Below are 20507 nucleotides of genomic sequence, written 5' to 3' on the forward strand. Positions count from 1 at the left end.
TTTATACCTGGGGGTACCTCCAGGTATATACTATATAAATATAAGCTTTCATTCAGAGTAAAGGAATGTCTGTTATTCTACAGACATCCGCTTAGATTTTAAATCCGGACATTATCCATACAGTTAAGTCCAGCCCCTTTTTACTGGTTTTATCTGCTTATTCTTTTTAAAGGTTCTAATTATTTCATCTACAGCTAAACGGTGTTATTTATGAAAGATTATTTACTAAAAAAGCGGAAGTACCTATTTTCCTTCCTGCTACTGTTATTCGCAACCACTGGTTCCTGGGCCCAGGCTGTTTCCGTAACCGGTAAGGTAGCGGATGATAAAGGGGAAGGCCTTCCCGGCGTTACCGTGTTGTTAAAAGGCTCTTCTGCGGGTACTTCCACCGATGCATCGGGCAATTATTCCTTGAATGTACCCAACGCAAATGGTACCTTGGTGATTTCCTTTATTGGCTATAATACCCAGGAAGTAGCAATTAATAATCGCAGTTCAATTAACGTAACGCTGTCGGCAGATGTAAAATCGTTGGAAGAAGTGGTGGTGGTAGGTTACGGTACCCAACGAAAACGCGATATTACCTCGGCGGTTTCCAATATAAACATGGGCGATATTGGGGAAGTACCCGCTTCTAATGTTACGCGGTTGATTCAGGGCCAAGCTCCCGGCGTAGCCGTAAAGCAGAAAAATGGAACGCCCGGTAGCCAGTTTGAGGTAAGGGTACGAGGTATAAGTTCCCTGGGAGCGGGCAGCGATCCGCTGTACGTAATAGACGGTTTTGCGGTAGGAACCAACGTGGGGCAGAATTTAAACCCAAACGATATTGAAAGTATTACAATTCTGAAAGATGCGGCCTCAACGGCTATTTACGGGGCCAGAGGTTCAAACGGGGTAGTTTTAATTACTACCAAAAATGCCAAGGAAGGGAAAGTAGGTTTAACTTTTACAGCTGATTACGGCATTCAGAATATTCCGGATTCTAGAAAAGTAAAAGTGCTGAACGGGGTTGAATTTGCCCAGTTTAAAAAAGAAGTTTTTATGGATAACATCCGGTACTTCCAAAATCGGGAACCGGATATTTCTGAAGTGCCGATTGGTTATCGCTTTCCGGAACAAACCAAATACTCTACCAACTGGTTCGACGAAATTCTCTACAACAATGCTCCTTACCAGGATTACAACTTAACGCTTTCGTCCGGAAAAGGACCAATCAAATCAGTTTTGTCGGTGGGTTATTTTAAAGAACAAGGCTCCATTATCAAAACCAATTACGACCGGATTTCGGCGCGTGCTAATTTGGGCGGCGAAGTGAATAAATTCATCGCTATTGGTTTTAATATTAATGGCAGCTATTCGAAACAAAATGTTGCCAATACCGATGGGCGCGATGCTTTGGTAGGTTCTACCCTAATCATGGACCCTCGGGAGCCTATGTATAACGAAGACGGTTCTTTACGACCTTATATTGGCGGATCAGATGGTGTTTTTGGCTATCCAAACCCGGTTTTTGCGCTGAAAAATATAACCCGCCGAAGAAATATTGCGGATGTATTATCGAATGGATACATAGAACTCTCTTTGTTGAAAGGTTTGAAATTCCGGTCCTCGGTAAATGCGAAACTAAATTATAATAATTACAACGAGTATATTCCTTCTACCATTGGCTCGGCTTTAGGTTCCGGTACTGCGGGAGCGCCACCCAAAACGGCTACCGCCCGCGAAATTACCGAACAATTGTACAATCTTTCAACAGACCAACTGCTGACTTACGCCCCGGAGCTAGGACCCAACCATCACCTGGATGTACTGGTTGGATTTACGGCCCAGGAAGAAAAAGTGCGGGGTGTAGATGGGTCAGGTAATACTTTCCCCGATGACCTGGTGCCTTACCTGGGGGCAGCCTCTATCCGGTCGTCCAATTCTTATGAGTATGGCTGGAACTTGCTGGCCTATTTAAGCCGGGTAAATTACTCCTTTAAAGATAAATATTTATTTTCGGCTTCCATGCGACGCGAAGGTAGCTCACGATTCGGAGAAAAAAATAAGTACGGTAATTTTCCGGCGGCTTCTCTGGGCTGGCGCGTTTCCGAAGAACTTTTTATGCCCAAATTTACGTGGCTCAACGATTTAAAACTGCGGGCAAGCTGGGGAATGACCGGTAATAACAACATTGGTAATTACTCGCACCTGGCTTTCATGAATGCCAATAATTATATTTTAGGTAATGCTTTTGCGCCAGGTAAAGTTGTAAGCTCTTTCGCCAACACCGAATTGGGCTGGGAAAAATCAAACCAGTTAGATGTGGGTATGGATTTAACCTTGCTGGATAACAAAATAGTTTTAACAGCTGAGTATTACAAAAAAATTACAAATGACATGTTGTTGCCTATTTCCATTCCGGCCGTTTCTGGGTTTACCACGAGTTTGGCCAACATCGGAAAAGTGCAGAACAAAGGCTTTGAATTTGGCCTGGAATTTAAAACGGCCATTGGACCTGTTAATTTTCGGACTAGCCCCAATATAACCTTTAACCGGAGTAAAATACTTGCCATAAAAGGAGCCAATGACATGCTTTATTACGGCAGCTTTTATGGAGGTTATAATGTGCAGAAAGTGGGCCGCCCGATTGGGATGATTTACGGGTATAAAAAACTTGGCATTTTTAATACCCAGGCCGAAATTGATGCGGCACCTAAACAAGACGGGGTAATTCCGGGCGGTATGAAGTTCTTTGATGCCAACGGTGACGGGGTAATTTCTTACGACACCAAAGATATGGTGGAGATTGGCAACCCTAATCCGGCTTTTACCTGGGCCTGGACCTTTGCCGCCGATTATAAAAAATTCGATTTTAATATATTATTTACCGGAGCTCAGAACTACGATGTTTACCGGAATATAGAGGCCTCTACCATGAATATGGACGGCGTATTTAATGTGTTGGATAAAGCCAAAGACCGCTGGCGCTCTCCCGAAAACCCGGGTTCTAACCCCAACGCCAAAAATTCACAGGGCGGCACCAACTACTTTAAGTGGTCGCGGGAAAGCAGCGAACGGTACGTGTACGATGCTAGACATATCTGGGTAAAAAATATTACTTTGGGTTATACCCTGCCACAAATAAAATCCTTCTTAAACAATGCCCGCATTTTTGTCAATGCCTCTAACATGTTTTTAATTACGGACTACCCTGGTAATAACCCCGACGCTGGTGTGCGGGGTGGTACCGAGCTAAATAATGACGATGAATCGTATCCGGTTCCAAGAACTTTCTCCGTGGGTGCTAGTCTTAACTTCTAAATCTAAGTCAAATGAAAAAAATAACTGCCACCAGTATTCTTCTGCTTAGCCTGCTTCAATTTTCGTGCGACGACGACTTTTTAGTAACCACCGACCCTACCCGCATTGGTACTGACCTTTTTTATAAAGATCAAAAACAAGTAGAACAAGCTCTGAACGGAGTTTATGGCCAACTCCAAACAATTTCGAATAATCAGTATATTTTTCAGGAGTTTATTTCCGATAACACCACTTTGGATTTTAATCCCCTGGACCGCGGCGGAGCAGCGGGTTGGGAAGCTTTTGAGTTCTCAACGGTAAATTCGGGCAACGGCGAAATCTCCAACTTATGGAATACCTATTACGCGGGCCTTTATAACATTAATTTTGCTTTGGAGAAATTAGCTGCCAGCACTACTATCGATCCGGCCGCTAAAACCGTTATAGAAGGTCAACTTAAATTTATCAGGGCTTATTATTACTTTAACCTAGTGCGCTACTTCGGGGATGTTGTTTTGGTTACATCCACCTTGGATAAACCTGACGAAGCTTTTGATTTAGTAAGATCGCCCGAGGCTGATATTTATACGCAGATAGAAACAGACCTGAAAGAGGCGGCCGCAGCCTTGCCCAATAGCTACAATGCAGCAAATGCCGGACGAGTAACGAAAGGAGCGGCTTTAAGTTTGTTAGGCAAAATGTATCTGACAAAAAAACAGTATCCGGAGGCTGTTTCCACCCTGCAACAGGTGTTACCCCTGGGGTATGCTTTAAATGCTAATTACGCTGATAACTTTGATCCGCAGAAAAAAAACGGAATAGAATCTGTTTTTGAAGTACAATACCAGGGCGGTAACGATTTAGGCGAGTGGAGCGGTTTTATGTACACCTTTGCCCCCCGCTTATCTCAGGGCATTATTACCGGGTTTGCCAGCGTTGCTCCCGCCGGCCGAAATATACCTACCAACGACATGATTGCCGCCTATGAGGAAGGCGATTTACGAAAAGATATTTCATTACAAACCGGCTATACGAATGCCAAAGGTGAATTTGTAGCCATACCTTTTATTAACAAGTATCATTACCCGCATACTATTGCCGGCCGTACCGACAATAATTGGCCGGTTCTTCGCTATTCCGACGTTTTATTAATGTTAGCGGAAGCGCTTAATGAACAATCCGGCCCAACGGCAGAAGCTTATGATTACCTGAACCAGGTACGGAAACGGGCCGGACTTGCGGAACTAAATGGCTTAAGTAAAGAAACTTTCCGGGAGAAAGTACTGCAGGAAAGAAGAGTAGAACTGGCTTTTGAAAACCACCGTTGGTTTGATTTAAAAAGAACTAAAACGCCCGCCGAACTAGCGCAATTCATGAATGAGTATGCAGCTAAAGAAAAGGCAATGCCTACCGTTGACAGAGGCGGTGTGGCCTTTAATGCCCTGGATTATGTGTACACCGAAAATGAATATGTTTTTCCTATACCGGCACCCCAAATTCTGATAAATGATAAATTAACCCAGAATCCTGGTTATTAATGGAATGATTACATGCCTTAATAAGTTGATTATGAAAAGAGTAATCTTTTTTAAGTTCTCTGGTTTCGGCAATTATTACCAATTTAGTCTATGAAGCAATATTCTTTTACCAGAACAGAACTCGTTAAAATTAGTATTTTCCTTCTAATCTGTTACTTCTTACCCAATTGTTTAGCGTACGGGTTTGCCGAACCAGCTGTGGCTACAGCTTCCAGTACTGGAGGTTTCTGGCTTTGGAAATTACTTGGGCGCTTGCATCCCCTGGCAGTCCACTTCCCGGTAACTTTGCTTTGTTTAGCGGCAATTCTGGAAGTAGCCACTTTTCGAAACTTTACTTCCCGCTTACGTCCCGGCATTGATTTACTGGTATTAATTGGCGCTGCTGGTGCCGTTATTGCTGCTGTTTTGGGTTTATTGCTGGCCGGTCAGGAAGATTACGCTGGTGAGCTTTTATCCCTTCATCGGTGGACGGGAGTAGCTACTGCCGTTTTAAGTGTACTTACTGCTTTTGTTTTGTACATAGTTGAAAAGCGGGAACGCTGGAATTTAGTAAAATTGTATCGTGGAATTTTAATTTTTACGGCAGTTGGAGTTACCGCTGCCGGCCACTATGGCGCTTCATTAACCCACGGCGACGTTTACTTAACTAGTGTAATGCCGTGGAGCGACGATTACGAAAACACGCCCGCCGGGGAGAAAAAGTTTACTTTAGTATCGTTGCAGGAAGGTGGCAAACTCGACCCCGCGAAAGAAGTAGAATTAAGCGTTCAGGTAAGAGCCATTTTTGCTCATAGTTGCTACAAATGCCACAGCTCCGATAAAATAAAAGGCGAACTAAGGCTCGATCAGAGAGATTTGGTATTTAAAGGGGGTAAATCGGGCCCAATTATTATTCCGGGACAGCCGGAAAAAAGTGAGATTATCCGGCGCATAACTTTGCCGCGCAACCACAAAGAATCTATGCCCGGCAAAGGTAAGGCCCTGAGTACCGAAGATATTGCCCTTATTACTTACTGGATCAAAAAAGGTGCCCCCTGGCCAGACAAAGGTCAAAAAAGTATATACCGCGTAGCCGAATTAAAACCTCGTTTACCCACCTTACCTCCTGCTACAAAAGAATTGCAAAACCCGGTAGATTTATTGGTTAACCAATATTTTACTAAATCTAAAACAGTTTGGCCAAAAATAGTAAGCGACCGCATTTACCTGCGCCGCATTTACCTGGATATTATTGGTATTGTTCCTTCTCCGGAAGAGTTGCAAGCCTTTATGCAGGATACCCGTCCGGATAAAAGAGGTATTTGGGTAAGACAATTACTAAACCGCAAAGAAGATTATGCCCTGAACTGGCTTACTTTCTGGAACGATGCTCTCCGTAACGATTATACGGGTACGGGCTATATTACTAACGGACGCTACAATATTTCGGATTGGTTATACAAATCTTTAGAAAATAATAAACCTTATAATCAATTTGTAAAAGAGCTTTTAAACCCTACCGAAGAATCGAAAGGTTTTATTAGTGGCATTCAATGGCGGGGCGTGGTAAACGCGAGCCAGCGTGTAGAAATGCAGGCCGCGCAAAATGTATCGCAGGTATTTTTAGGCTTAAACTTAAAATGTGCTTCCTGCCACGATAGCTTCGTAAGCGACTGGAAGCTAGCCGATGCCTACGCTTTTGCCAACGTTTTTGCCGATACCACCCTGGAAATTAATCGTTGCGATGTGCCTACCGGTAAAATGGCAGAAACCAGAATTTTATGGGAAGAACTAGGTACTATTGATAAGAATGCGCCGGTAGAGGTAAAATTAAAACAATTGGCCGAAAACCTGGCCAAACCCCAAAACGGCCGCTTATACCGGACTTTGGTGAATCGGGTTTGGGCACAGTTAATGGGCCGCGGCATGGTAGCTCCGGTAGATGCCATGGATAACGAACCCTGGAGCCAGGATTTACTCGATTGGCTGGCTTCTGATTTTGTGGCCCGCGGTTACGATGTAAAAGAATTAATTTACCTGATTACTACTTCTAAAACCTACCAGTTACCATCAGTCGGCATAAAAGATGTAAACAAGCTAAATACCACCGATTATAAATTTACGGGCATGCTGCGTCGTCGCTTATCTGCGGAACAATTTGCAGATGCGGTGAGCCGTACCATTCAGCCCGTTTACGCCGATTCTGCACTGCAATACAATCCGGCTGGTAAAGAAAAACCAAACCCTTTGAAAACACCTTTTGTGCGAGCTTCTCTGGTGAAAAACGATGGTTTCCTTACAGCATTAGGTCGTCCTAACCGCGAAACTGTGCTAACCAGCCGTGAGTCCCAGGCCAATCTGTTGCAAGCAATGGAGCTTACCAATGGCAAAAAATTTAACGAGGTGTTAAAAAAAGGAGCCGATACCTGGATTTCGCAATTCAAAGAATCAGAAGTTATTATCCGGGAAGTTTACAAAAAAGCCCTTGGGCGGGCTCCGCTCCCCCGTGAGATGAAGGTAGCTAAACAAATGTTGGGTACTACTCCGCAATCCGAAGCGGTTCAGGATTTTCTTTGGGCCATTGTGTTGCTGCCCGAATTTCAATTTATATTATAGCCTAGTTCCTGGCTAAAGTCAGGAGCAACTGAGGTTTCCTCAATTTCATTAACCTAAGTGAATGGAATATTACACTTATTTATAAACCATTAATTATTGTAAAATCAAAAGGGATTTACTAAATCTAATGTTAAGAAATTGGTTCTTTATGAGTGAATTGTACCAAGCTTTAGAGAGGAGAACCCTTAGCTTTCTGACATTTAATAAATTACTAAATTTTAACTTGCAACCTATAACTTGCAACTATTAACCATGATGAAAACCAAGTGGGATAGACGAGAATTTCTGAAAACTGCCAGTGCTGCTACCTTATCAGCCTTAGCTGCCGGGGCACCTTTAAGTGGTTTATTAACTTCTTGCAGCCGGGATAAAAATCAAAAAGTGTTGGAATCAGAAGCGGTTAAAAACAAAATCGCGCAATCGAAAGCAGATACCGTTATATTGTTGTGGATGGCCGGCGGTATGGCCCACACCGACACCTTCGACCCCAAACGATATACCCCATACGAGAAAGGCATGGATTCAAATCGGGTGCTGAGTACTTTTAAATCGGTACCGACTGTTTTAGATGATATTCACTTTTCCGAAGGGTTGGAATCCATTGGGAAAGTAATAGATAAAGGTACTTTAATCCGGTCGTACGTTGCCGCGGATTTAGGTTTTATTCTGCATTCCCGCCATCAGTACCATTGGCACACCTGTTACGAACCGCCTCAATCCGTTGCCGCCCCGCACCTCGGTGCCTGGATTGCGAAAGAACTCGGCCCTAAAAACCCGGTAATTCCGGCTTTTATTGATATTGGGCAACGCTTAACTTTAGGCGAAGGGGAAGAATTAAAAGCTTTTCATACTTCAGGCTTTTTAGGAAATGAATTTGGACCTTTCATGATTGAGGATCCTACCAGCGGTCTGGATAGTGTTAAGCCTCCAGTAGGAATGTCGTATAAAAGATTTGAGCGGCGCAACCAATTATACAACGAGCTAATTAGCCAAAGTGCTTTTGGGGAATTTGGCAGCGATTACCAAAAAGAATCACTGAAAAGAGCCATGGAGCAATCGTATATGCTGCTCAACTCGCCCGAAGCCAAAGCCTTTGATTTAAGCACAGAACCTAAGGAAGTTTATAATATTTATAATACCGGCAAGTTTGGTTTAGGCTGTTTATTGGCGCGCAGACTTACGGAAAAAGGCGCCCGTTTTATTAGCGTAACTACCGAATACGTACCTTTTTTAGGTTGGGACACCCACGAAAACGGTCATACGCGGGCAGCCGATATGAAGAAACAAATTGATGGTCCGGTTGCACAATTAATTAAGGATTTAGACAAAACCGGCCATTTAGATCGAACCATTGTTATTTTGGCTAGTGAGTTTAGCCGCGATATGATGCTGGAAGGGCGGCCAGGAGCGGAAGTAAAGCACCAGGTAGAACAACCCACCATTATTAACGATATTAAAAATTACGGCATGCACCGTCATTTTACCGATGGCTGCTCTATTTTAATGTTTGGTGGCGGTTTAAAGAAAGGCAATGTTTACGGAAGAACGGCTGATGAAAGGCCATGTAAAACCGTAGAAAAACCTATTAAAATTGATCAGATCCATCAAACCATTTACCATGCCTTAGGCATTGCCGAAGACGCGCTCGCGATTATTGAAGAACGTCCATTTTATACTACGCCAGATGGTTTAGGAAAACCAGTTATGGAATTATTTGCTTAATGAAGAGCTATTTAGTAATTTATTGGACTATTTAGAGGGCATAAAGGTTTACAAAACTTTTCAACCTTGTTTTGTAACAAACTTTAACTTCGAAATTAGTTAACCATTTCGAAGACTCATAAAAGTCTCTAATCAATAACCTTAAAAAACTGCATAATTATATAACCACCAATGATTGACAATAACTCCCGACGCAATTTTTTTAAAAAAGCAGGAACAGCATTAGTAGCAAGTTCAGTATTCCCGAACATCTGGATTAAAAATATTATGGCTCAAACCAATGTTACTACCTTGGGCCATAATTCGCACCGTTACCGCGTTGTGGAAGGTTGGGGAGTTTTGGATGCTGGCAAAAATCCGGTAAACGATTGTCACGAAATGGTAGAAGATGCACAGGGCCGGTTAGTATTACTTACAAACGAAACCAAGAATAATGTTTTGATTTACGATAAATCCGGGAAATTACTGGAAGCCTGGGGCACTAGCTACCCTGGAGCACACGGTTTAACTTTAAGCAACGAAGGAGGACAACAATATCTATTTATTACCGATACCGACCGGAACCAGGTAATTAAAACCGATTTAAAAGGGAAAGAAATTTTTAAAATTGATTACCCTAAAGAAAATAAATCTTACAACCATTCCGGTGAATTTAAACCAACCGAAACAACCGTTAACCCGAACAACGGCGATATTTACGTAGCCGATGGTTACGGAATGAATTTTGTTACCCAGTACAACCAAAAAGGCGAATACATTCGGCATTTCGGCGGCAAAGGCACTGCTAACGAAACTTTTGATTGCTGCCACGGAGTGTTGTTTGATAATCGGGATTCTAAAAACCCTACCCTGCTTATCACCGACCGATCGCACATGAGTCTGAAACGATTTACCCTGGATGGAAAATACCTCAGTACCATTCCGGTGCCCGGTTCCTTTATTTGCCGGCCGGTTTTAAAAGGAAAAAATTTATATGCTGCCGTTTACCGCAGTACTTCTCAGGAATATCCAAACTCCGGCTACATTACTATCTTCGACGAAAAAGACAGGGTAATTTCCACGCCTGGTGGAACTGAGCCCAAGTACGTGAAAAATGTATTACAGGAACAGCAAAAAGACCGTTCCTTCCTGGGTTTTATGCATCCACACGACGTTTGCGTAGATTCGGACGAAAACTTGTACGTACCGCAATGGGCATCAAAAAAGACTTATCCTGTAAAACTGGAAAGAGTTTAGTTTAATACTTTATTCTTGAAAATAAGGCACTATGGCGCGGAAGTTACTTCCGTGCCTTTTTTGTATAGCATCAATTATTTTAAAATTCTGAGGAATTAGCATAAAGGAAAGGCACGGAAGTAACTTCCGCGCCATAGTGGGCCATAGGAGAGCTTCTTCTTTATAACAGTTAAGATATTTAGTAAATCCTAGCTGGCATATATAGTTGATTATAACAGCTTTTTTTAATTACAAATTTCTACTTGGCCGAAGCTTGTAATTCATCCAAGGTCCAGTATTTCTCCCTGGAGGTTGTTTGCGTTCTAATTTCTTTTACTTCTTCCGGGCGGATAATAGGGGCTTTGTTGTACATATCGTTTCGTACGTAACTTAATACCGCAGCAATCCATTCATCGTCGTTATGGCCCATGGCTGGCATTACGTCGGGGTACGTTTTTCCTTCTACCGGGCCGGATAAGCCATTTAATAATATGCGGATAATCGCAGCTTTGTCGCCGTTAATGCGTTTGGAGCGGGATAAAGGCGGTGCTACCATGTCGTTGCTGCCCAAGGCAATTCCTTTGCCATCCTGGCCGTGACAAGCAGCGCAAACTTGCTGAAAAATTACAGCTCCCTTCGTTAACAAAGCTCTGTCTAAAGGCGTTAACTTGCGAAATTCTTCTTTCCTCCGGGCAATAGATTCAACGGTTTTCTGCCGACTTGTTTCCGATTCTGCCAGCAATGGAATTGTAGGGTTTTGGGTAATTAACTCTTGTACCAACGCATTTCCCGTATTATTTGGCAGAGCCCGCATGGATAAAGCTATCTGAATTTTTACTTCGGGATCCGGATCATTTTTTAAATTTTGAAGTTGCTGGAGCATTTCCGTACTGTTTTGCTTCAGAAATTTTTCACTAATCCATAAAGCAGTCTTTCTTACCTGGGCATTTTCATCTTTAAATGCTTCAAACAATGTATTTTCATCTATTGCCTCCAACCCATCTAAAGTCCATAAAGCATGAATTTTAGTTAGATGTTCAGTCTTATTTGGCCGGGAGAATATTTTTTTCCAGAAAGAAGGTTTTTTAAGGGCTAATTCTTTTAATGCTGGCACCACCGATTTATCGCCGCGTATAACAAGAAGTTTTTGGGCATTATCGCGCCACCAGCCATTAGGGTGACTTAAATAAGAAACCAGTGCAGCAGTAGAAGCATTTAACAACTGCGGTTTTACCGGATCCGGTTTAAAATCATCGTGTACCACCCGATAAATGCGACCACGTCCATTATTTTTATCTAAGCCCCTGGCTAAAATCTGGGGCCTTATGTAACTACCTTCTTTGGTCCATTCACTTTCCTGAATAATACCGTGGTACATATCTACAATGTATAACAAGCCATCCGGCCCGGTTGCCGTATTTACCGGCCGGAAATTCATATCGGAGGAGGCGATAAATTCTTTTTGGTTGTAAGCGTTTTGCAAAGATATTTTTCCGTTCTGGTTAATAACTTTGGCCCGGCGAATTAAACGACCTACGGGTTCAGGGGTAAAAAAATCTCCTTGTAATTCAGCCGGAAGCCGGTCGCCCCGGAATATAGATTGTCCGCCACTTGAAGTAAAATGATTTAAAGAATTGTCGTCGGGCCGCATTCGTTTAAGGCCACCCTGGGCATCTAGCGTACCAATAATGGGCCAGGTAGCTAAAAAAGCTTCGTTGTACTGATCTTTTAAATCTAAACGGCCATAAGCCGGGTTTTGCTGGAAAGATACCGCCGGCCGTTCCGCTCCTCCCGCAGAGAAAAATAGTCGGCCATAACTATCGTGCGTTACTCCCCATTGCCCGCCCGGGTCTTCAATTAAAGAATCAGCTTCTATCAGGCCATTTTTATAACGAAAGCGAATACGGTCGCGGGAAACGTAGATGTAATTATCTAAATTCCAGATTAAACCACTTTTCTGGTGTTCTAAATTGCGGGTATCTACTAAATTATTTTCGTATACCCGCTTTTTCTCGTCGGCTATCCCATCGCCATTAGTATCGCGGTAACTCCATAAATGATTGGTGTTGGTTTCGTTTACAATCAAGCGGTCATCTAAAGGCAAAATCATGCGGGGTAATACCAGATTATCAACATAAACGGAAACCTTATCCATTTTACCATCAGCATTGGTATCTTCCAATAACTTTATCCGGCTTACAGGTTTATATTTATCGGTGCCGTACACGTCTAACATGTAGGTATTCATTTCGGCTACAAACAGGCGTCCGTTCCCGTCCCAGGCAATAGCTACCGGTTCTTGTACCATGGGTTCAGAAGCTACTAACTCCAAGTGGTAACCGGGCGGTAACTGCACTTTTTGCATACTTTCTTCCGGCGATAAGGGTACAGCCGGGGGATCTTTATCTACTACCTGGCGCGGCGTTGAATTAATTTGAGATACAGGGCTGGGAGTTTTACAGGTAATTACCAACGATAATAAAACCGCACTTACCAACCAGGATTTTCTTTTCATTATATATAGAATTGAATTATAAAGATTTGTAACTTAGGCCGAAAGTATTACAAAGGTGATTATAAGCCCTCTTTTTACTAGCTACAAAGTATTAAATATAAAAAAGCTTTTTCGATTCTGGATAAATTTTTAGTAAATATCAGGGTACTGGTACAGGAGTTTGTTTTCCTGTCAAAAGAGAAGGTAAGTAAGAAGGAGTACCATTAATTAATTTTTTGAAATTAATTTTAAAAGCCATGCAACTCCTTTACTTTTTTTCGGCTCTAGTACTTTAAAATCCATAAACTATAAACATTCTTAATTTCTTCAATCCCCCAAATTAAATTTACTATGAAAAAAAAGTTTAACCCGTTTGCCGGTCTTTGTTTGGCCTTATTGGTTTTAGTTAGTGCTTGTAATAACAGCGATGATGATGATCCTTCGCCGGGCGGAGGCGGCAGCCAGGATTGCGTGATAACTGAAATGAAGGAAGGAAATAATACTACAACCTTTACTTATACCAACGATCAACTTTCAAAGGCTAGTTTTGATAGTGCCGGTACCGCTAACGATAACTACTTTACTTTTGAACGCAATCAGGCCGGACAAATAACCAAAGCCAATCAGTTTGATGGTAGTAACGCCACCACTGGTTATATTGCTTATGAGTACACCACCGATGGTTTAGTAAGTAAAGCAAATTACTTTACGGTGCAAGGCAGCAGTACTACTCCCATTAATGCTTTATCTATTACTTCGGAGTATACAAATAAAGTATTGAGTAAAACCACTACTTATTTCAATTTAGCCACTCTTGGTATTCCCATTCAGGCAACCATTCCGGTAAGTTATACCAGCTATACTTCTTCGAATGGCAATATTACTAAAACCATGAATTATTCTCTTGATCCGTTATTTATTCAAGAACTTTTACAGGATTTTGATCCAACTTCCATTCCAACAACAGCCGAGTTTATGAATAATATGGTGCTGGATGGCAGTACGGAATACCAGTTTGATGATAAAAAGAATCCGGCGCAGCCGCTTGGTTTCCTATTCCAGGATGCTTCTACGGTTTCCACCAACAACATTACCGTTAAGGTGGATAAAGATGATACGGGAGCTACTACCAATACTACCAACAATGTTTATGAATATAATAGCGATGGGTATCCTACTAAAGTTACATCTACCGAAACCGGTAATGCCGCCGAAGTAACTACTTTATCCTATAAGTGCGACTAATTTCCCAATAATTAATCGATCCGGAACAAGAAAGCCCACGTAGTATGTGGGCTTTTTTATTTAATTACCTTACAGAAATAATTTTTGGACTGAAGGTGGAGATTATTTAGCTATGTCTTTAATGGAAAGAGGTTCAATCCCACACAAGTCTAACATCTAAAATCTAATAATTAATATACTTGGGTCTATTTACTTAAATCCAATTATTTAAACCATATGCCACATAATTATCTCCGGATTTACATCGTCGTTAGCTCCCGCCACAAGCAATAACTACCAATTGTTTTTTATTAACATAGTAAGTAAACTGAGAAGCATAACCTGCCACTAAGCTCTTTAACATTGTATAAATAGTAATTAGAACAAGGGTACAGCGACAAAGTAAAGTAAGGGGTATTTGGGCAATGCTGTTACAAGGGTCACGTGTAGGGTTAAATTACATTTATTAACCTGATTATTGGGTGTCAGAATCTTACCAAGTCACTTTTTTAGTTAGACTATTTACTAAAAAAGAATGGGTCAGCAGGAAAGGTAAACACCTCACTCCTACCGACCCGATTCCAAAGTTTGCTATTTTTAGATTTTACTTCAGATCTTTTGTATTTTACTTTTTAGCTGCATAAACGGTATGTTCTTTATTGCCGCCCGACATTAAATAGGCCAATAAATCTTTCAACTCTTCTTCGTTTAAGCGGTTAATCATACCGGGCATCATAATCGAAACATTAGAAATTTTAGTTTGGGCAACCTCACTTTTCGGAATATCACGCAATGTTTCAGGGGCAAATGGGTTCTGAGAAATCGAGTATTTATCTGCATCTTCTTTAACCAAACGACCTACCACGGAACTACCATCTTTTAAAACAAACACAGTAGAAGCATACTGATCGGAAACGTATTTATTCGGATCAATTATAGATTCCAACATATCGTTCACCGAAAAACGAGTACCTAATTGCGTCAAATCTGGACCAATAGCCCCGCCTTCGCCGCGCATGCTGTGGCAAGAACTGCACAGACTGGCCGCAAACATAGCTTTACCTTGCTCAAAATTCCGGTTTTCTAATTTACCTTCTACGGCAGCAACGGCATCCGGTAATTTCCAGTTTCTACCCGGGCCTTTTGGTTGTACGGCAGTAGCCGCTATATCTAAACCAGAGGTAGTTAACATCTCGCTACCGGATAATTTATTGTAATAGTCAAATTTATCTTTAGGTACGTTCTGCAAAGCCATTTTACGGGCCTTATCTAAAAAGCCAACAAAACTTCTACCGCCTGCATAATTTTTAAAAGCATTCGTGTACCAGGAGAAGTATTTTTCTCGCAAAGGAGTTGACCAGCCTGCTTTAGCCATACTTAAAGCAGTGGCGTAATAGGTTTGCTGAGCCGGTGGAATTTTAGCTAACATGTTGGCAATATCTAAGCCGTACTGCGGATTACGCAAAATTAAGTCGGAAGACTCCGTAAATGTTTTTTGACTTGAGTTATCATCTTTCGCTTGTTCGTAGAGATCCAAGGTTTTGGCTACTACTGTTGGCGAATCTATGTAAACCAAAATTTTACTCAAAAGGCGGTTAAGTTCATTGTTTTGCGCCGGATAGTTGGCATTTAAATAAGAATTTAGACGGGCATTCATTGCTCCTTCCGTCTTGCCCATCCGCGATAAAGTTAACTCAATAGTACGTAATAAATCTACTTTCTGAGATTCTGAGAGAGCACTATAATTAACTTTAGTCAGGTTAGTTAAAATGGTGTTCTTTAAAGATTTATCACCAAAATGAGCCAAAGCAATACTGGCTTGAGTAAGAGCAACTGGGTCGGTCTCCTTCAAGGCTTTATTTTGCCATTCGGCTAATGGTTGATGTTCTACGGCAATACGGGCAGCGTAGCGAATGAACCGATCGTTGTGCTTTAAATTAGGCCAAGCCAAAGCAATTGCACCGGCTTTTGGTTCGCCATGGTATTCTTCTAATTGTTTTCTAAGCTGGTTTAATGGGCTGGAGGCAGCAGATTGAGTTGTATTTGCCGTAGTAACTGCATCATTACCTGTATAGTAAACCCGGTATAAATCAGAATCCAGACGACGCCCACCAGTCATAAAATAAAGAGAACCATCCGGGCCAATAGTACCATCCGTTAAAGGTAAAGGAGAACCCGAAATAAATTCTTCGGCAGTGGCGGAATATGAGGCCCCTTGCGGCTGTAAATGCACCGCGTAAATAATCCCAAAGCTCCAATCAAAGGCAAATAAAGTTTGACGATATTTTTCCGGGAATTTAGCACCACCAGAATAGATAAGATTAGTAGGCGAACCCTGTCCAATATTTAATACCGGAGGTAAATTATCGGGGTAAGTAGGCGACCATTTGCTATTACCAGTGCGCCAGCCAAATTCGGCACCGCTGGTTACGTGGCAAATACGGGTAGGACGGTACCAGGGCATTCCAAAATCCCATTCCATATCAGAGTCATAACCAAAAAGATCACCCGCGTCGTTAAAAGCAATATCATACGTGTTTCGGAAACCGGCGGCAATTAATTCCCAATTAGTTCCTTCTGGATTTACTTTGGCAATCCAACCACCAGGTGCCATCCGGTCGTTGGCATGACCCCGGGGATCTTTAATTAACGGGAATAAATTATCTTCCTGCCAAACTTTTGGCAATCGGTAAGCATTCATTTCGGGTACATCCGTGTGATTACCCGCCACTACATATAACGATTTTCCGTCGGGAGAGAGTTTAATGCTGTGCGGGCCGTGCTCGCCTTCACCTTTTAAATTTTTAAGCAAAGTTATTTTTTCGAACTGATCGTCGCCGTCTAAATCTTGTAAACGATACAAACCGCTGCCTTTTTCGAAATTCTGGTCGCTGTTATGGTTAATCATTACATACAAGCTGTTAAATGCGTATAGCAAACCTTGTGCGTAACCCATTCCTACTTTTGGCTTGGTCGTATCGGCATTTACCGAATTATCAATACCCACATTTAAGCGCTCTACTTTCGGTCTGCCACCGGTGCCCATTGCCGGTAATTCCAGGCGATATAAAAAGCCGTATTGATCCGAAGTAATTAACCGGCCTTTGTTATCGAAGGCCATTGCCACCCAGGAACCTTGCTTATTCTCCGATGGACTGTATAAATGTTCGGCCTGAAAACCAGTGGGCAATTTTAACTTTTCGACCTTCGGGCTGGTAACTTGTACGGCTTTCGTTTCCGTGGTGGCCGATGCCTGCGCTTTGTTATCGGCTTCTTTGGTGTTACGACAAGAGGTACCCACCATAAAAGAGACAGAGAGCGTGAGCAACAATTTAATTCCGGATGTACTTTTGTTCATATGACTGATTTTGAAAAACAGTTTAGTTTGTTTTTAAAGTTAAATAGTTTAGTAAAATAAAGTAAGATAAACGATTGTAATTTAGGTATTTAATATTAAGCTTTTAAATATTAATGATAGTGATATATTACCTAGTTAAAAGTTATTACCAATTAATAAATTTACTTAATTAATTAGGTAAAATAGCCTTATATCCCTATTCTTTTTACCTTGTAAATAAGCATTTAGGGTAAATTTTTTATTTGCTTTCCCAAGTTTGTTAACTCTTTTAAAGGATTATCTAATGTAGCTAAACTGATAAATTTACCCATCCTGCACTATCCTGTAACAGGTATTTTTAATTTTGAAGGCTAATAATATTGTCCTAAGCAAGTTGAAAACTTGTTTCACTTGCTGAATACCGTAGATATTGGAATATTCTTTGAAGAAGAATATTGAAGGAACTGAATTAAGAAAAAGGAATTATGGTGAAGGATGCTTGAAGGGTAATTCTACAATCAATTTCCTTTATTCTAAAATATTTACTTTTTATTTTTTTAGCTTTTAGTTCTGCCACAAGATACCGCAGGACGGGCTTAGATATGCTATAACTTACCTTTAAACAAAGCAAGATTAAAGGATTTTTGCCGTTTTATGGTAGGAAACAAAAGAGTAATATAAGCTGGTGATAAGATAATTTTAAATTTATGATGCAACGGGTGGCGTTTAAAATGAAATTAAAACCTGGTTTTAGAGCGGAATACCAAAAACGCCACGAAGCCATTTGGCCGGAATTAAAGCAACTTCTCCAATCAGCCGGCATCAGCGACTATTCCATCTTTTTGGATGAAGAAACGGATACTTTGTACGCCGTACAAAAATTAAGTGGGCAATCGTCGCAGGATCTTGGTAGCACTGCTATTGTGCAAAAATGGTGGGCCTACATGGCCGATATTATGGATACCAACCCTGACAATTCACCGGTGTCTGTTCCATTAAAAGAAGTATTTTATTTGCCTTAAATTATATAGACACAAGTATCAAGTTATTAAACAAGAGAAGTAAAAATTTAAATATGAATTAATAAAGAATTAAGTTATTCTTTAACTTATCCTTAACAACCTTCAGTTAAATGCTACAACGAATTTAGTTTAACTAGAATAAGCTTAAATTTTAAACTACAAACTATTAACTAATCCAACAACTAATAACTAACCACTATTTGCTTATTTAACATTCAGGGTAATTTCCTGTTCTTTTTTCAGGAAATCGGTTTGTTCGGAAAGCCCCGTAGCATCTGATTCCAGGATAGAAGCATCCGGCACTACTTTCACCGGGGTAATACAAGAAGTGTTTTTTTCCCTAAAAGGAACGTTGTAGCTCAGATTATACGCCGAAATTAGAGACCAGCGCGGTCTATCAGAAAGATTAGCTTCCGACATATGCAGAATATTACTGTGAAAAAACAAAGCGTCGCCCGGATTCAATTCTACATAAACTTTTTCGAGCCGATTTAAAGCTTCTTCTACAAAAGGAAGATCAGCTCCTTGCTGTTCTCCGGCAAATAAATGCTCGAACCGACCCATTTTGTGCGAACCTTTTAATACCTGCAAGCACCCGTTTTCCTGGTTAGCTTGAGTAAGCGCAATCATTACACTTAGCATAGCATCCGGATACAAAAATCCATTTTTGTACCAGTAACCGTAATCTTGGTGCCACTCCCAAGCGCCACCCACTTTCGGCTCTTTTTGCATAAGTTTAGAATGGAAATGACACACCTCACCTTCTCCCAATAAAGTTTGAACCGATTTTACCATTCGTTCGCTGCGAGTTAACAAGCCGTAGGTATCGTCGCCGGGGGTAAACCACAAAGTTAATTTGGTGCGTTTGCCCGTTTGATCGTTTAAATCGAAAGCATGATTCCGGAGGGCGTTATCGCCGGTGGCTAAACCATAAAGTAAATCCACCTCATCCTGATTCAGAAAACTAGGAATAATAATATAACCATCTTGCTCGTACTGATTTTTTTGGACTGGACTAAGAGATGTGAAAGACATAATTAGTTTATATTTCTGGTGAAAAGCTAGTTAAAGATGTACTTTACTTAGGCAAATTGCTACTACTATTTACTTAATTACCTAAACTTTTTTGACCATTTTTATTCCTTTTATAAGTAATTTGGTAAATTAAAGTGTACATTTTTCTAGTTAGCTAAAATGAGTATGAAACCTCATATTCAAAAACTACCGCTTTCGGAACAATCTTCGTTTTTAGCCGATACCTTTTATACTCCTTCTTTTGAAACACCCTGGCATTACCACGAAGAGTTGGAATTGGTTCTTATTCTGGAAGGAAAGGGCAAGAGGTTTGTGGGCAACCATGTATCGGATTTTTGCGAAGGTCAAGTTGACTTATTAGGTTCAAATTTACCGCACTGGTACCGGAAAGACGATACTATAAGCACGGGAGGTTCTTTGGTGATTCATTTTCGGGAAGAATTTTTAGGTAAAAGCTTCGGGGAAATTCCGGAAATGCTAAAAATCAGATTGCTGTTCGACCGGTCGCGAATGGGCATAAAAATTTTAGGTGCAACGCAACAAAAAGCAGCGCTGGCCATGAAACAAATTCTTACTTTAAATGGAATGGACCGGTTAACTGCCTTGCTTTTGTTGCTGAGTCAATTAGCAGAATCAGAGGAGTACGAATTATTATCCAGCCCAGAACTAAACAGCCAGAATAAAAAAGACAGCGATCGACTAAATAAGGTTTTTTCTTATGTTATGAATCACTTTAAAGAAGAAATTAGCGTAGAAGAAGTAGCAGATTTAGCCATGATGAGCTACTCGGGTTTTTGCCGTTATTTTAAAAACCGCACCAAGAAAAACTTTTCGCACTTTGTAAATGAGATCCGGATTGGCTACGCCTGCAAACGCCTTTTGAATAGTGACCTGAACGTAAGCCACGTTTGCTACGAAAGCGGTTTTAATAACATTGCTAATTTTAATAAACAATTTAAGAAAATTGTCCGTTGTACTCCGCACCAATTTCAACAGAAAATAAAATTATAAAAAGCTTATTTACAAGAAATTATAATTTATTA

At 41.1% G+C, this 20507-nt stretch carries 11 protein-coding genes; 8 read left to right on the forward strand and 3 right to left on the reverse strand.

Annotated features, from left to right (window positions below):
- Positions 1-210: 210 nt before the first annotated feature.
- From HUW48_RS11240 to HUW48_RS11260, 5 genes are all read left to right on the forward strand, one after another.
- Positions 211-3303, forward strand: coding sequence for a SusC/RagA family TonB-linked outer membrane protein (locus tag HUW48_RS11240; protein ID WP_182415760.1), 3093 nt, complete (start codon positions 211-213; stop codon positions 3301-3303).
- Positions 3304-3314: 11 nt separating this feature from the next.
- Positions 3315-4820 carry a RagB/SusD family nutrient uptake outer membrane protein gene (locus HUW48_RS11245; protein ID WP_182415761.1) on the forward strand — a complete coding sequence of 502 codons (1506 nt, stop codon included), beginning with the start codon at positions 3315-3317 and terminating at the stop codon, positions 4818-4820.
- Between the two features lie 90 nt (positions 4821-4910).
- Complete coding sequence (locus HUW48_RS11250; RefSeq protein ID WP_182415762.1) at positions 4911-7415, forward strand: PSD1 and planctomycete cytochrome C domain-containing protein; 2505 nt, start codon at positions 4911-4913, stop codon at positions 7413-7415.
- Between the two features lie 255 nt (positions 7416-7670).
- The gene (locus HUW48_RS11255; RefSeq protein WP_182416352.1) at positions 7671-9137 is read left to right on the forward strand and encodes a DUF1501 domain-containing protein; all 1467 of its coding nucleotides are present in this window, start codon (positions 7671-7673) and stop codon (positions 9135-9137) included.
- A 171-nt stretch (positions 9138-9308) separates the two neighbouring features.
- Complete coding sequence (locus tag HUW48_RS11260; RefSeq protein ID WP_182415763.1) at positions 9309-10373, forward strand: NHL repeat-containing protein; 1065 nt, start codon at positions 9309-9311, stop codon at positions 10371-10373.
- Between the two features lie 238 nt (positions 10374-10611).
- Here the strand turns inward: HUW48_RS11260 and HUW48_RS11265 are convergent, their stop codons facing one another.
- On the reverse strand, positions 10612-12867 hold the full coding sequence (locus tag HUW48_RS11265) for a DUF7133 domain-containing protein (protein ID WP_182415764.1): 2256 nt from the start codon (positions 12865-12867) through the stop codon (positions 10612-10614).
- Positions 12868-13197: 330 nt separating this feature from the next.
- On the opposite strand from HUW48_RS11265, the gene HUW48_RS11270 reads away from it, so the two are divergent.
- A complete protein-coding gene (locus HUW48_RS11270) occupies positions 13198-14091 on the forward strand; it encodes a hypothetical protein (protein ID WP_182415765.1) in 894 nt (297 codons plus the stop codon).
- 604 nt (positions 14092-14695) lie between these two features.
- Here the strand turns inward: HUW48_RS11270 and HUW48_RS11275 are convergent.
- The gene (locus HUW48_RS11275) at positions 14696-17428 is read right to left on the reverse strand and encodes a c-type cytochrome (protein WP_246343832.1); all 2733 of its coding nucleotides are present in this window, start codon (positions 17426-17428) and stop codon (positions 14696-14698) included.
- Between the two features lie 686 nt (positions 17429-18114).
- On the opposite strand from HUW48_RS11275, the gene rhaM reads away from it, so the two are divergent.
- Positions 18115-18429, forward strand: a complete 315-nt coding sequence (gene rhaM / locus HUW48_RS11280; RefSeq protein ID WP_220464014.1) for an L-rhamnose mutarotase — start codon at positions 18115-18117, stop codon at positions 18427-18429.
- Positions 18430-18633: 204 nt separating this feature from the next.
- Here rhaM and HUW48_RS11285 read toward each other — a convergent pair whose 3' ends face one another.
- Entirely contained in the window at positions 18634-19464 is an 831-nt protein-coding gene (locus HUW48_RS11285) for a phytanoyl-CoA dioxygenase family protein (RefSeq protein WP_182415766.1), read from the reverse strand.
- A 159-nt stretch (positions 19465-19623) separates the two neighbouring features.
- Between HUW48_RS11285 and HUW48_RS11290 the strand changes: the two genes are divergently transcribed.
- Positions 19624-20475, forward strand: a complete 852-nt coding sequence (locus HUW48_RS11290; protein WP_182415767.1) for an AraC family transcriptional regulator — start codon at positions 19624-19626, stop codon at positions 20473-20475.
- Positions 20476-20507: the final 32 nt, after the last annotated feature.

The organism is Adhaeribacter radiodurans (assembly GCF_014075995.1).
Taxonomy (GTDB): Bacteria; Bacteroidota; Bacteroidia; order Cytophagales; family Hymenobacteraceae; genus Adhaeribacter; species Adhaeribacter radiodurans.